The sequence below is a fragment of the Streptomyces mayteni genome (assembly GCF_054783955.1).
Genome location: NZ_BAAGPR010000011.1, coordinates 102,627 through 116,600, shown reverse-complemented (window position 1 = coordinate 116,600; position 13,974 = coordinate 102,627). Strand labels below are relative to the sequence as shown.

13 protein-coding genes are annotated in these 13,974 nt (G+C 71.0%); 6 read left to right on the top strand and 7 right to left on the bottom strand.

What is annotated here, in order from left to right:
• Positions 1-597: 597 nt before the first annotated feature.
• The 3 genes from ACYVPE_RS08080 to ACYVPE_RS08070 are packed head-to-tail and all read left to right on the top strand — an operon-like array spanning position 598 to position 3,146.
• Positions 598-819, top strand: a complete 222-nt coding sequence (locus tag ACYVPE_RS08080; protein WP_461032740.1) for a hypothetical protein — start codon at positions 598-600, stop codon at positions 817-819.
• Positions 819-2,873: a 4-alpha-glucanotransferase gene (gene malQ / locus ACYVPE_RS08075; protein WP_461032739.1), complete on the top strand. Its 2,055-nt coding sequence runs from the start codon at positions 819-821 to the stop codon at positions 2,871-2,873. Before ACYVPE_RS08080 ends, malQ begins: the two co-directional genes overlap by 1 nt.
• Before the next feature lie 39 nt (positions 2,874-2,912).
• Complete coding sequence (locus tag ACYVPE_RS08070; protein WP_461032744.1) at positions 2,913-3,146, top strand: hypothetical protein; 234 nt, start codon at positions 2,913-2,915, stop codon at positions 3,144-3,146.
• A gap of 285 nt (positions 3,147-3,431) precedes the next feature.
• On the opposite strand, the gene ACYVPE_RS08065 is transcribed toward ACYVPE_RS08070, so the two are convergent.
• Entirely contained in the window at positions 3,432-4,304 is an 873-nt protein-coding gene (locus ACYVPE_RS08065; RefSeq protein WP_461032738.1) for a DUF4231 domain-containing protein, read from the bottom strand.
• 128 nt (positions 4,305-4,432) lie between these two features.
• On the opposite strand from ACYVPE_RS08065, the gene ACYVPE_RS08060 reads away from it, so the two are divergent.
• Positions 4,433-7,255, top strand: a complete 2,823-nt coding sequence (locus ACYVPE_RS08060) for a toll/interleukin-1 receptor domain-containing protein (protein ID WP_461032737.1) — start codon at positions 4,433-4,435, stop codon at positions 7,253-7,255.
• 112 nt (positions 7,256-7,367) lie between these two features.
• Here ACYVPE_RS08060 and ACYVPE_RS08055 read toward each other — a convergent pair whose 3' ends face one another.
• The 5 genes from ACYVPE_RS08055 to ACYVPE_RS08035 all read right to left on the bottom strand — a co-directional run bounded on the left by ACYVPE_RS08055 (position 7,368) and on the right by ACYVPE_RS08035 (position 10,083).
• Positions 7,368-7,553, bottom strand: coding sequence for a hypothetical protein (locus tag ACYVPE_RS08055; RefSeq protein WP_461032736.1), 186 nt, complete (start codon positions 7,551-7,553; stop codon positions 7,368-7,370).
• Positions 7,553-7,957, bottom strand: coding sequence for a type II toxin-antitoxin system VapC family toxin (locus ACYVPE_RS08050; protein WP_461032735.1), 405 nt, complete (start codon positions 7,955-7,957; stop codon positions 7,553-7,555). Before ACYVPE_RS08050 ends, ACYVPE_RS08055 begins: the two co-directional genes overlap by 1 nt.
• A complete protein-coding gene (locus ACYVPE_RS08045; protein ID WP_461032734.1) occupies positions 7,954-8,184 on the bottom strand; it encodes a FitA-like ribbon-helix-helix domain-containing protein in 231 nt (76 codons plus the stop codon). The genes ACYVPE_RS08050 and ACYVPE_RS08045 overlap by 4 nt, the downstream gene beginning before the upstream one ends.
• Positions 8,185-8,327: 143 nt before the next feature.
• Positions 8,328-9,383 carry an ankyrin repeat domain-containing protein gene (locus ACYVPE_RS08040; protein ID WP_461032733.1) on the bottom strand — a complete coding sequence of 352 codons (1,056 nt, stop codon included), beginning with the start codon at positions 9,381-9,383 and terminating at the stop codon, positions 8,328-8,330.
• 259 nt (positions 9,384-9,642) lie between these two features.
• On the bottom strand, positions 9,643-10,083 hold the full coding sequence (locus ACYVPE_RS08035; RefSeq protein ID WP_461032732.1) for a hypothetical protein: 441 nt from the start codon (positions 10,081-10,083) through the stop codon (positions 9,643-9,645).
• Positions 10,084-10,253: 170 nt separating this feature from the next.
• Here ACYVPE_RS08035 and ACYVPE_RS08030 point away from each other — a divergent pair, with 170 nt between their 5' ends.
• Together ACYVPE_RS08030 and ACYVPE_RS08025 are read left to right on the top strand one after the other, a co-directional pair.
• Positions 10,254-11,126: a helix-turn-helix domain-containing protein gene (locus tag ACYVPE_RS08030; RefSeq protein WP_461032731.1), complete on the top strand. Its 873-nt coding sequence runs from the start codon at positions 10,254-10,256 to the stop codon at positions 11,124-11,126.
• Positions 11,123-11,317, top strand: coding sequence for a DUF397 domain-containing protein (locus ACYVPE_RS08025; RefSeq protein WP_461032730.1), 195 nt, complete (start codon positions 11,123-11,125; stop codon positions 11,315-11,317). Before ACYVPE_RS08030 ends, ACYVPE_RS08025 begins: the two co-directional genes overlap by 4 nt.
• 70 nt (positions 11,318-11,387) lie before the next feature.
• Here ACYVPE_RS08025 and pepN read toward each other — a convergent pair whose 3' ends face one another.
• Entirely contained in the window at positions 11,388-13,949 is a 2,562-nt protein-coding gene (gene pepN / locus ACYVPE_RS08020; protein ID WP_461032729.1) for an aminopeptidase N, read from the bottom strand.
• Positions 13,950-13,974: the final 25 nt, after the last annotated feature.

Below are 13,974 nucleotides of genomic sequence, written 5' to 3'. Positions count from 1 at the left end.
GGGTCCGCAGCTGTGTGGCGCTTGGTGGTGGGTCGTCGTGGCTTCGCCGTGTCCGGTCCCTGGAGTGCTTGGGGTCCTGTCGGTGGGGGGCCTGTTGTGCTGGTGGCGCCTGGTGGCCTCGCCGTCGCAGGCGGGTCCGTAGCTGTGTGGCGCTTGGTGGTGGGTCGTCGTGGCTTCGCCGTGTCCGGTCCCTGGAGTGCTTGGGGTCCTGTCGGTGGGGGGCCTGTTGCGCTGGCGGTGCCTGGTGGCCTCGCCGTCGCAGGCGGGTCCGCAGCCGTGTGGCGTCCGGTGGTGAGTCGTCGATGCTTCGCCGCGTCCGGCCGCCGGAGCGGCCCGGGAGCTGTCCTCTCGCGCTGGTCGCGTCTCGCGGCCCTCGCGGCTTCGCCGCCGCAGGCGGGCTCGTGCCTGGTGGCGAGCGGCTCATCGGGGCCGGTGCCGGAAAAACAGGCGGCTCGTGCCGTCGTGGGCGGCAGAATTTTCGTCGTGCGCGGCGTGAGCTGTCTCGCTTTCCTGTCGCGTGAACGGATGCGGTGGCGTTCACTGGGTAGGGCAAGCAGCGCGCATCCGCGTACGCCGCCCTCGCGAACGGAGAACGCCGTGGCTGGAGCCGCCGCCCAGATCGACATCGAAGAGACCTGGCACGAGGAACGGCCGGCCCTGATCCCGATGCCGGCCGACGCCGCCGACGCGGCGGACGCCACCGCGATCCACGAGCTGCCCCTCACCAGTGAGCCGCCGCTCGGCCAGCTGGTGCCGCTGACCGCCGAGAAACCCCTGGCCCTCGACCCGCCGCTGACCTCGGAGCCGAGCGGAGCTTGATGGAGAGGCCGACCAGGCTCAGCCGGCTCGCCGCGGCACACGGCGTCGCGACGGCCTACGAGCCCGTGGTCGGCGAACCCGTCCGGGTGGCGCGGGAGACGGTCGTCGCCGTCCTCGCCGCCCTCGGCGTCGACCCCGAGGCCGACGAGCTGCCCGGCGACCCCGACGACCTGGACCGCGGCCCGCTGCTGCCGCCCACCCTCGTGCTGCGGGACGGCGAGGAGCCGCCGCCGCTCCCGGAGGGCACCGTGCTGCGGCTGCGCACCGAGGACGGCGTCAGCCTCCCCATCCCCACCGGGCCGACCGCGCTGCCGCTCGGCTACCACACGCTGACCGCCACCGCCCCCGACGGCCGCACCGCCGAGTCCACCCTGATCGTCGTCCCGCCCCGGCTCCCGACGCCGCCCGGCCGCGGCCACGGCCTGCTCGTCCAGCTCTACTCGCTGCTCTCCGAGCGCTCCTGGGGCATGGGCGACCTGGTGGACCTCGCTGACCTCGCCAGCTGGGCGGGACACGAGTACGGCGCCGACTTCGTCCAGCTGAACCCGCTGCACGCCGCCGTCCCCGGCGGTCCCGGCCACCCCACGGACCCCTCGCCCTACCGGCCGGCCAGCCGCCGCTACCCCGACCCCGTCCACCTGCGGATCGAGGACGTCCCCGAGTACGCCTACCTGGACGCCGAGGCGCGGCGCGACACCGACCGGCTGCTGGCCCACGCCGCCGAGCTGCGCGCCGGCGTCCTCGGCGGCGCGGCCCTGATCGACCGGGACGCCGTCTGGGCCCTCAAGCGCCAGGCCCTGGAGATCCTTGGCGGCGTCCCCCGCGGCCCCGGCCGGCACGCCGCCTACCACGCCTACCTCGCGTCGCAGGGCCAGGCCCTGGAGGACCACGCCACCTGGTGCGCGCTCGCCGAGGTGCACGGTCCCGACTGGCGCGCCTGGCCGGCCGGGCTGCGCGATCCGCGCTCCCCGGCCACCGCCGCGGCCCGCGACGACCACCTCGACCGGGTCGACTTCCACCGCTGGCTGGCCTGGCTCACCGACACCCAGCTGGCCCGCGCCCAACGCGCCGCCCGCGCCGCCGGCATGTCCGTCGGCCTGGTCCACGACCTGGCGCTCGGCGTGCACCCGCACGGCTCCGACGCCTGGGCCCAGCAGCGGCTGCTGGCCGGCGGCATGTCGGCCGGCGCCCCGCCGGACGCGTTCAACACCCGCGGCCAGGACTGGGGCCTGCCGCCCTGGCGCCCCGACCGGCTCGCCCAGCACGGCTACGCGCCCTACCGCGAACTGCTCGCCGGCGTGCTGCGGCACGCGGGCGGCGTGCGGATCGACCACGTGATGAGCCAGTTCCGGCTCTGGTGGATCCCGGAGGGCGCGGGACCGGCCGACGGCACCTACGTCTCCTACGACGCGAACGCCATGCTGGGTGTCGTCGCCCTGGAGGCGCACCGGGCCGGCGCCCTGGTGATCGGCGAGGACCTGGGCACCGTGCCGCCCGGCGTCCGCGAGGAGCTGGCCGGGCGCGGCATGGCCGGCACCTCCGTGCTGTGGTTCGAACGCGACTGGTCGCGGCCCGACGCCCCGCCGCTGCCGCCCGACGCCTGGCGCGTCGACTGCCTGGCGACCGTCACCACCCACGACCTGCCGTCCACGGCCGCCCGCCTGACCGCCGACCACATCCGGCTCAGGGAGACGCTCGACATCACCGACGACCCGGAGGGCGAGCTGCGGGCCGCGCTCGCCGAGAGCGCCGAGTGGCTGGCCTACTTCGAACGCCTCGGCCTGCTGCCGCCGGACGCCGGCGAACCGGAGCGGATCGCCGCCGCCTACCGCTTCCTGGCCCGCACCCCGGCCCGGATGGTCGGCGTCTGGCTCCCGGACACCACCGGCGACCGCCGCCCGCAGAACGTGCCCGGCACCTGGCGCGAGTACCCCAACTGGCGCCTGCCGATCGCCGACGCCGAAGGGCGCCCGACGACCCTGGAGGCGCTCGCCACCTCCCCGCGGGTGGCGGCCCTGCTCGCCGCGGTCCGCGACGAGATGACGGGGGCGTGAAAGGGGCCGGCGACCTCGCCCGATACTGTGGCCCCTGTGGTGAACCTGAACAAGACGCGCAACGCGAGGCGCGCGGCGACCGTCGCGGTCGGCACGGTGCTGCTGACCCTGGTGTCGTCCCCCGCCTTCGCCCTGATCCCCGACGACGGCGACGACCCGGGCCCCGGCCTCAGCGTCTTCGAGACGCTGACGCTCTTCGTCTTCGCGCCCCTCGTCATCTTCGCCCTGATCACGGGAGCGGTCGTCCTCCTCAGCGGCGGCCGCAGGAAGTAGCCGGCCCACCGGTCCGAGGTCTGGAGGTACCTCGACCTCGACCGGCCCGGGAACCGCCGCTCATACCGAAGGGGATGGCGACGAAGCCCACGAGCAGCGGGAGAGGGATCACTGTTCGCAGGCGGAGCCTCACGAACAGCGGTCGTCCACGCCGTGGCGCGAGGCAGCTGAACGCCAGCATGCCCAGGACCCCATCAAGGACGAAGCGCAGGGTTGACGCCGGAGCCACGTCGAGGAAGGCCGCCGCCCCACATCAAGGCCGTAGCGCCCGGTCTTCGGCGTCTGTCAGCCGGCTCCCCTGGCGGCCCTCCACATCGTGTGCTCGCGGCTGATCGCCTCTTCCGCGTCCGCCACGTCCTGGGCCCAGGAACGGGCATCGGCACGGGCCAGCCGCTGGTGGATGATGCTCAGTTCGGTGGCGGCGAACGTGTAGGCGCGTCCCAGCGTCTCGTACTGGCGGACCGCGAACCACGCCGAGCCGGCCCCGAGCACGGCTGCGATGATCCCGGCGAGGTCGAACGTCACGAGGCCGGCGAGGCGGAGGATCGCGGCCCCGAGTCCCAGTCCCTCGACGGCGATGAGCACGAGGCGCCAACGCCGCGCATGGGTGGTGTTCGCCGCCGCCTTCGCGGTGTACCACTGCTGTTGGTCCTCGATCCGGTACCGCAGATAGGTTCGCTTGCGCTCCGGGAACCCAAGGGATCGCAGAGCGGTCATGGTGTCCGTGGCGGCGATCGATCCCGCGGGGGCGAGGCTCGTGGCGGGAGCCTCCCTCAGCAGCGCTTCCAGGCGCTCGTGAAAGCGCCGCAGAGCGTCCTCCTGCGGCAGATCCGCGGGGAACGGTGCTCCTCCCACGGCATAGCGCCAGGCGAGGGTCTTCGTCGATTCGGCCAGCGCGCGGCCGTCGTACCAGGCCTGCTCCGGGCGTTCCGCGAGCAGCCAGGCGTCCACGCAGAGCGTGGCGACGAAGGCCACCACCAGGCCGACCAAGGCCACTTGGTGGTTGAGGGCGCCGCACAGCGCCGCCGCCACCGCCAATGCCAGACGCGACTTGGTGCCTCGGATGTAGCGCCGCTGTCCGATGAGCGACGCGGTGTCCGAGGACCGAAACATCACCGGAAGATCGTCGTCCCGCAGCTCCCCCGCCGCACCGCTCACGTACCCACGCCTTTCCCTCGCATCGGACCTTACGCTCAACTAGGCTCGGTTACCCCGCTGTTGACCTGAACAGTCGACAAGTCTGGCAGCGGATCCAGCGATTGATGCTGACGGTGGGGGATACCAACATGCGTTATGCCGCGTTCATCTCGTACAGCCACGCAGCCGACAGCCAGCGGGCTCAGCGCCTGCGGCAGGCGCTGCACCGGTTCGCCAGGCCTTGGACACGAAGGAGCGCCCTCCGTGTCTTCCTCGACAACGCTGCCCTCTCGGCCGATCCTGGCCTGTGGAGCACGGTGGAGGGCGCCCTCGGCGACTCGGAGTTCCTCATCCTGCTGGCGTCGCCAGAGGCGGCACGCTCCGAGTGGGTAGGACGGGAGATCTCCTGGTGGCGGGCCGGTCCCCGATCGCGGAACCTGCTGCTCGTCGTCACGGGTGGAGAACTTCACTGGGATCACGGCACCGGGGACTTCGACTGGCAGCGGACCACCTGCCTTCACCCGGCCATGCGCGGCCACTTCTCCGAGGAGCCTCGTTGGGTCGATCTGCGCTGGATGGGCGAGGAACACTCGGGCGAGTTACGTGACCCGCGCTTCCTGGAATGCGTGGCCGATCTCGCGGCACCGCTCCACGCTCGTCCCAAGGATGAGTTGATCGGTGAGGACGTGTCCCAGCACCGAAGGCTCCGTCGCTTCCGCCGGATCATGTGGACGGGGTTGACTCTGCTCACCGCCGCCGCCCTCACCGCGGCCTCGATCGCCGTCGTCCAGTGGAACTCGGCGCAGGACAGGGCCCGCCTCGCGACCGCCCGCCAACTGGCCGCCACTGCGTTGAACCTCAGCGCTGACGATCTGGAGGTCGCCTCGCTGCTGGCCATCCAGGCACACCAGGTGCGAGAGACTCCGGAGACCCTGTCGGCGCTCTACCAGTTGGCGACGGGGAGCCCACAACTGGTGCGCTTCGTGCGTGCCGACGCGAACGTGACCGCTCTGGCCCACACCACTACGCCGCTCTTTGTCGCGGCCGGCACCGAGGAGGGCTCGGTCACTCTCTGGACGGCCAACGGCGATCGCACGGAGGGACGGTTCTCCCTGTCGGGGCAGGTCACCTCGCTGCGGTTCAGTGACGACGGCCAACTGCTCGCCGCCGGCACGGACTCCGGCCAGGTCGCCGTCTATGACGTGGGCACGGGCACCACGCGCGACCTGTCGGCGAGTGCCGACTCGGTGTCCGCGCTGGCGTTCCGGCCCGGCGGCCACGACCTGGCGGTCATGGACGGCGGGATGCTCAGGTTGTACGAGGCGGGAGCGGACACACCGTCCGCGCAGGTCGACACCGGTCTTGGCGGAGCACTGAGCCTGGCCTTCCGGCACGAGGGAAGTGAACTGGCCCTGATCAGCGGCGCCGGCTGGCGGCGCTATGACGAGGGGCTCAACACGCTCGGGTCATCCGATGGCGCCTCCTTCTTTCCCAGCGGCAGCGTGGTACCGGTGGTGTCGCCGAGCGGGGAGTGCTCCGGGTACGCCGCATACGGGGGCGTGGCCCTGGTGTCGACCACGCGGCTCTTCCAGGGAGCGTTCGCCGACTACGGCGACGACGAGGACGGTTGCGGCCCCCGACCGTCCCTTCCCGGCAAGGAGGCGACCAGCGCGGCCGTCTCCGACGACGGCCGGGTCGCCGTCGGCACCAGTCAGGGTCTCCTCCTCGCCACGACACGTGGCGGTGAGCAGGACGGTGGGGAAGGGAGCGGGCAGACGGTCCTCGACACCTTGCCCGGGGTCGAGACGCCCTCCGTGCTCGCCTTCCCGCCGATCGAGGGCGACCGCCTGGCCTCCGCCGACGGAAGCACCGTCGCCCTGTGGTTCTTGGAGAGCGCGGGCCCCACCGTGGACCGATACGGCCTCTCGGTGCCCGACAACGCCATGATCGCCAGCTCGCCACCGCTGGCCGTCGCCCCGGACGGAGAGATCGCGTGGAGCCATGAGGGCGACCTCGATGAGAACACGCTGCACCTGAGTCTCGAGGGGAACGACCTCCAGGGCGGCACGCCGGGCGTGCTTTACGGAGGGCTCGCCCTCTCACCGGACAGGGAAAGGCTCTACGCGGCCACCGGCACCGAGGTGGAGGTATGGGCGAAAGGCTCCGACGCCCTGTTCCTGGACCGGACCCTCACCATCCCCGGCGCCTCCGACCCTCACGACGTGACCCGCCTCGCCACTCGCCCCGACGGCACACTCGTCGTCCTGGCAGCCGACGCCTCCGTGCAGCTCATCGACCCAGGAACCGGGGAGACAACGGTGGCCGTCGCGCCCGCCCCAGCCGACCCCGACCAGGGGTGGTCCGGCCCGCCCCCGATCACCGCCGCGCTCAGCGAGAACGGCGGTCTCGCCGCCATAGCCTCACCGGACGGACGTGTCGACGTCCACGAGCTCCCGTCCGGCCGCCGACTCCAGCAACTGGACCTCGGTGGTTCCTCTCTCGACTCCCTGGCGTTGTCGGAGACAGGACGATCCCTGTTCGCCGTCACCGACGGGCGTGAGCTGCGGCGTTGGGATGTCGACTCGGGGGCGCTGCGCTGGCGGTCGGACGGCGCGGGCCCCGCCGGCCTCGCCGCCGACCCCGGCGGCCGCTGGGCGGCCACGATGGCGGGCGACGGCACCGTATGGCTGTGGGACGTCAGGACCGGCGACCGGCTGGGAAGCACGCTCCTCCCGTCGGTCCGCTCCTGGGCTAGAAGCGCGGGACCCGGTTCGCAGAGCAGCCTCGCCTTCTCTCTCGACGGTGAACTCCTGTGGTCCGCTTCGGAAGGTGGGGAGCTGCTCACCTGGGACACCTCGGTCGACGCCTGGATCGAGAGCATCTGCGAGCGGGTCGGCCGCCGCCTGACGGATGCCGAACGCGACCGCTACCTGACCTCGGTCGCCCGCGGTCACACGGCCTGCGACCAGTAGTGCCGGTCGGCAGGAGGCCGGTTCCGCCGGTGACGCCCGGCTCGGGCGTTCTCTGTAACGTTAGGCGCGGTATCCACCGGTCGAAGTGGGTCCAACGTCACAGTAGACGAGGTCACTCCCCACCGCCCCGAGCCTCGACCGGGCCGGTCAGGTCCGGTAGGCCACCCTCAGCGACCCAGGCCAGGAACGAGGCCCGCTTCCGCCGTTTGATCACATCCTCCAGCGCGGCGCTCGTATCCGTGGTGTCGGCCCCGTCGCCGCTGCCGGTGAGACCGCTTTCTTCGCTGGGCCCGGTCATCAGAGGAAGTCGACCGTGGTGCGAGCGACGCCGGACCGTTTGATGCGCTGGTCGCTCGTCACGAGATCGACGCCGAGGGCCTCGGCGAGCGCGACGTACGCGGCGTCATAGGCCGACAGATTCGCGGACAGCTCCCGCACCCGGGGCCAGAACGGCATGGCCTCGTACCGGCGGATGGTCAGCGCCTGGTATATGGCCAACGCATCGTCGAGGTCAGTCGCCGCCAGCTTCGGTACGTCGCCTCGCCGTCCTCTGGCCACGCCGAAGAGGGCTGAGGCGACTTCGAAGTCGAGCAGCGTTGGTGCCGCCAGCTCATCAGCGGCGATTCTGGCGCGCACCATGTCTCCGCGCCTGCCGGCGTCTGTCAGCCCGTGGACCAGGGCCGAACAGTCGATGACGATCAACGGCGCTCACGCTCCGCGTCAAGGAACCCGGGAATGTCCGCGTCGGTCAGGTCGAGGGTGGCGGAGCGCTTCATGCGCTGGGCCAGTTCTGCGTTGGTCGGGGTCGTCGCCTCGCGGACGATGACGTCCAACAGGTACGCCTGCAACGACTTGCCGGCCTCCGCCGCGCGGATCTTGAGCGTTCTGAGCACGTCGTCCGGGACTCTCCGGACCGTGACATCGGTCATGCTGACATTCTAGCGGCGTTGCTGACGAAATGCTGACGTTTCTCCTGCGGCTCCGTGGCGCGCCTCGCCGAGCCGGGGAGGGCCAGGCCAGCCGAACGGCGAGAGGTGCTGACGTTCGAACCGTGCCCGGAGACTCCCCAGTCTCATGACACTCTTCTTCCCCTCGGCCACTGCTTGATCGCGTCTTCCAGCAGGATGACCGCTTCGGTGTGGCCGAGTTCCTGGGCGATGGTCAGGGGCGTGCGCGATGTGGCGACGCGGTGCCCAGACCGATGGGGCCTTTCGGTGAGGGTGTTCATGCGCGCATCCGGGTCGCCGCCGGCTTCGAGGAGCAGCCGCAGGGCGTCGAGCGTGTTCCTGCCCAGGGACGTGACCGCGTTGTGGACCGGCGTGCGGCCGTGCTCGTCGGCCGCGTTGGGGTCGGCTCCCGCGGCGAGGAGGGCCTCGACGACGTCGGGCGCGATATCGGGCCCCGGTATGACGCGGAGGTGGGGGGCGAGCGCCAGGTGAAGGGGCGTCGCGCCGGCGCCCAGGTCTCCGAAGGCGTCCGAGTGCCGTTTCGGGTGGCGGTAGGTCCAGGGAATCCTGTACGTCTCGTGGAGTGCCGCGCCCGGGTCGGCGCCGGCTTCCGACAGCGCCCGCACGACATCCGCTGAGCGGCCGATGACGGCCAGGTGCATGGGAGTGAGCCCCGAGTCGTTCAGCGGGCCCAGCGTGGGTTCGCCGGGCAGCGCCGCCCGGACGGCGGCGAGGTCTCCGAGCGCGCAGGCCCGTGGGAAGAGGTCTTCCGGGAGCGGTGGTGGCACGGCCTTCAGGTCGGCGAGCATCCGTGACAGGGGGATCGGTTCGGGGAACTCCTCGTCGTCGCACCAGTCGTGATCGATGACGTGGATCGGCGGGTCGGCCGTTCCGGCCTGATCGAGATCCACCAGCCAGTAGAACTGGGTGCTGGTGAAGGCCACAAAGAGCCAGGCTCGCCCCGTTGGCCCGTCCTCGACCTCGAGCATCATCGGGAAATCGATCGTTCCGATGCCGTCCTCGTCGAGGAGGACGTGGGCCTCGGGCCACTCGATCGACATCAGGGCCTGGATCTGGTCCGGGAGCCGCCGTTCGCCCACGGGCGTTTCGACCGTCCACCCGTCGCGTGACGCGAAGTCGACAGGAACGTCGCCTCGCAGGCGCTTCAGTTGGCGCAGCACCTCGGGATGCGGCCCGCCGGGCGATCGGCCCGTGGACGTGGCGGGGGCGGAACGCTGGTGAGTTGTGTCATTCACGGGCATCTTCGTTCTCTCCGGGGCGTGTTCGCGCCCGCGTCCAGCTGTCCACGACAACCGGCTGAGATCACCGGGCCGTGTGGCCCTTCCCGGGCTGCTGCGATCGTGACAGACGGCTATGACAATGGCGCGGGTCGCTCATGGTCTCGCGTGGCTGTTTCCTTGGATTTTCCAAGTTTCCGTTTCATTGCCTGCCCGACTCGCCGGTGGGAGGCCCCTCGATGGCCTCCGTCGCCGTCGTCCACTCCCGGCCGCCGCCAGGCGGGGACAGCCAGGCCACGGGAGGGGCGTCGTCGGATTCGGGGCAGATGGCGCGCAGGGTGCCGGTTCTGCCGGTGGCGGTGTCCACGACGCGCTGCCCGATCAGTGGGTGGGAGACGTGGCCGAGGCCGAGGCCCTGTGCGTCGTCCGCCGGGGGCTCGGCCGGGTCCGAGAGGTCCGCGACGCGCGCCCACCACAGCGGCTCGCGCCGCCCAACGGCACGGAGCAGGGCGCGGGTTGGCCGCTGTATCGACGTGGCACAGACGTTGCCATGGCCGTCCCGGAGCAGTTGAACGACTCCGGTCCGCCAGGTCCGGGCGTCCCACACGTGGGCGCCGACCGCCAGTTCCGTGGGCTTGGGCATGCAATCAAGCCTGGGAGCCGTGAATTCGAACACGCAAGTAGGGGTGAAAAAATCGGTGAAGATGGCACATGCGGCGAGCCCGGCTCTACGCTCGGTTGGGAGGGCTGAAGTTGCCATCGCCGAAGCCCGGATGACGGCTCGCTAAGCTTGGTCGGCAGAGAGGCAGACTCATGGCGGCACCCACCGGACCCACTGTCCGTCGCATGCAACTCGGCTGGGAGCTGAAGCAATTGCGCGACAAAGCCGGATTCACCCTCGTGGAGGCGGTCGACGGGTTGACGTTCTCGCCGTCCAAGCTCTACCGGGTGGAGAACGGCCTGACGGCCCTCCCCAAGGTCGCTGACCTGCGGGAACTGCTCGACAAGTACGGCGTTACGGATGATGACGATGTGCAGTACCTCGTCGATATCCACCGAGACTCGCTCAAGCGCGGCTGGTGGGCGCAGTACCGAAACATCATGCCCTCCGGCATGGCGACGTTCGTCGGCCTGGAGAGCGGGGCCCGGGCCATTCGCGCCTGGCAGCCGGATGTGGTCTACGGCCTGCTTCAGACCGAGCGCTACGCCCGGGAAATGCTGCGGGCGGCGAAGCTCGTCGAGGAGACGACGACCGAGTTCATCGAGCGCTCGGTGCAACTCCGAGTGGAGCGCAAGGAACTGCTCATCCGGCAGGCCGATCCCGTAGAGCTATGGGCCATCCTGGACGAACCCGCGCTACGCCGGATCGTCGGCGGCCCGGACGTGATGCGTGAACAGTACGAGGAGATCAACCGACTCGCGGCGTTGGACAACATCACGGTCCAGATTCTGCCGACCATCACGGTGACCTACCGTTCCAGTTTCAACTTCGCGCTGTTGGAGTTTGGGGGCTCGCTCCCCACTGTCGTGCAGGCTGACGCGGCTGAGGGGTCGAGTGTCAGCGACAAGGACACCACCGTCTGGAAGTTTTCCCGTGCGTTTGACGCTCTGAGGGCAGGTGCTCTCGCCCCCGGCGAGACACCCCGTTTTCTACACCAACTAGCAGGAGAGATCTCGCGCTCATGACTCACCACAAGGCACCGGAGTCGGCCTGGTTCAAGTCGTCCTACAGCTCAGAGAACGGCACCAACTGTGTTGAGGTTGCTGATCTGAGCTGTGCGGGGCGGGTCGGCATCCGCGACTCCAAGAACCCTGAAGGGCCAGCCCTGTTGGTGCCCGCCGGCGCCTTCGCTGCGTTCGTCGGCATGGCGCGGTAGCGGGGGTCGGGGCAGAGCCCCGGAAAAGGGTGGGTGGGCGGGGGAAGAACCCCCGCCCACGGCCCGCCGGCTAGGCGGCGGCGTCCGCCGCCTGCGCCTTCAGCGCCCGCTCCACGCCCGCTCGGGACTCCGTCACGAGCCGGCGGAGGGCCGGCGTCGGTTCGGCCGAGGCGAGCCACTGATCCGTCGCGGAGAGCGTGTGCTCGGAGACCAGGATCGCCGGGTAGAGGCCGACCGCGATCTGTTGGGCCATCTCGTGGCTGCGGGACTCCCAGATCCCCTTCAGCGCCGCGAAGTACTTCTCGGCGTAGGGCGCCAGCAGCCACGGCTGGTCGGTCTGGACGAAGCCGCCGATCACGGCCTCCTGGACCGCGTTCGGCAGCTTGTCGTTCTCGACGACCGACGCCCACGCCTCGGCCTTGGCCTCCGCCGTCGGGCGGGCGGCCCGCGCCGTCGCGGCGTGGCGTTCGCCGGCCGAGGTGCGGTCACGGTCCAGCTCGGCGGTGATCTCCGGCTCGTCGGCGCGCCCGGTGGCGGCGAGCCGCTGGAGCAGCGACCACCGCAGCTCGGTGTCGACCGTCAGCCCCTCGATCGTCTCGGTGCCGGCCAACAGGCCGGCCAGCACGTCGAGTTGCTCGTCGGTCCGGGCGGTGGCCGCGAAGGCGCGGGCCCAGGCGAGCTGGTGGTCGCCGCCCGGTTCGGCGGACCGCAGCCGCTCCAGCGCGGCGTCGGACCACAGGGCGAGCCCGGTCGGGCGCCAGTCGGGCGCCGCGTACAGGTCGAGGGCCAGCTTGACCTGGCGGTGCAGGGATTGGACGACGCCGATGTCCGACTCGCGGCCGATGCCGGAGAGCACCAGGGCCAGGTAGTCGCGGGTGGCCATCTCGCCGTCGCGGGTCATGTCCCAGGCGGAGGCCCAGCACAGCGCGCGCGGCAGCGAGAGCGCGAAGTCGGCCAGGTGCTCGCTGACCACGGCCATCGACGCGGCGTCGAGCCGCACCTTCGCGTAGGACAGGTCGTCGTCGTTGAGGAGGACGACGGCCGGGCGCCGCCGGCCCTCCAGGGCCGGCACCTTGGTCAGCTCGCCGTCCACGTCGAGTTCGAGCCGGTCGTCGCGCACCAGGGCGCCGTCCCGCAGCTCGTAGAGGCCGATGGCGATGCGGTGCGGCCGCAGCGTCGGTTCGCCCTGGGCGCCGGCCGGCAGCGCCGGGGCCTCCTGGCGGACGGCGAACGAGGTGATCACGCCGTCGGCGTCGACCTCGATCTCGGGCCGCAGGATGTTGATGCCGGCGGTCTGGAGCCACGCCTTCGACCAGGCGGTGAGGTCGCGGCCGCTGGTCTCCTCCAGGGCGGTGAGCAGGTCGGTCAGCCGGGTGTTGGACCACTCGTGGCGCTTGAAGTACGCCTGCACGCCCCGGAAGAACTCGTCCATCCCGACGTAGGCCACCAGCTGCTTGAGGACGCTGGCGCCCTTGGCGTAGGTGATGCCGTCGAAGTTGACCAGGACGTCGTCGAGGTCGCGGATCTCGGCCATGATCGGGTGGGTGGAGGGCAGCTGGTCCTGCCGGTAGGCCCAGGTCTTCATCTGGTTGGCGAAGCTGGTCCAGGCGTGCGGCCAGCGGCTGCCCGGCGCGTGGGCCTGGCAGGCGATGGAGGTGTAGGTGGCGAACGACTCGTTCAGCCACAGGTCGTTCCACCACTCCATGGTGACCAGGTCGCCGAACCACATGTGGGCCAGCTCGTGGAGGATGGTCTCGGCCCGCATCTCGTAGGCCGCGTCCGTCACCTTGGAGCGGAAGACGTACTGGTCGCGGATGGTGACCGCGCCCGCGTTCTCCATCGCGCCGGCGTTGAACTCGGGGACGAACAGCTGGTCGTACTTGGCGAACGGGTAGGGGTAGTCGAACTTCTCCTGGAACCAGTCGAAGCCCTGCCGGGTGACGTCGAAGATGGCCTCCGCGTCGAGGTGTCCGGCCAGCGAGGGGCGGCAGTAGATGGCCAGCGGCACGGAGCGTCCTTCGCCGTCCCAGCTGCTGTGCACCGAGTGGTAGGGGCCGGCGATCAGCGCGGTGATGTAGCTGGAGATGCGGGGCGTCGCCGCGAACCGCCAGACGTTGTCGCGGGGTTCCGGGGTGGGGGAGTTGGAGATCACCGTCCAGCCCTGGGGCGCCGTCACGGTGAAGGTGAAGGCGGCCTTGAGGTCGGGCTGTTCGAAGCAGGCAAAGACGCGCCGCGCGTCCGGCACCTCGAACTGGGTGTACAGGTAGGCCTGTTGGTCCACGGGGTCGACGGAGCGGTGCAGGCCCTCGCCGGTGTTGGTGTAGGCGCAGTCGGCGACCACCCGCAGCTCGTTGTGGCCCTCCACCACGGCTGGCAGGGCGATCCGCGAGTCGGCGAAGGCCGTGGCGGGGTCGAGGGCGTCGCCGTTGAGCACGATCTCCCGCACCTCGGGGGCGATCAGGTCGACGAACGTCGCGCCCGCCTCCCGGGCCGTGAACCGCACGACGGTCTCGGAGCGGAAGGTGCCGCCCTCCTGCGCTCCCGAGATGTCCAGCGTGATGTCGTAAGCGTCCACGCTGAGCAGCCCTGCCCGCTCCCGCGCTTCCTGCCGGGTCAGATTCGTGCCTGGCACCAGGTCTCTCCTTCGGTTCTGCGGT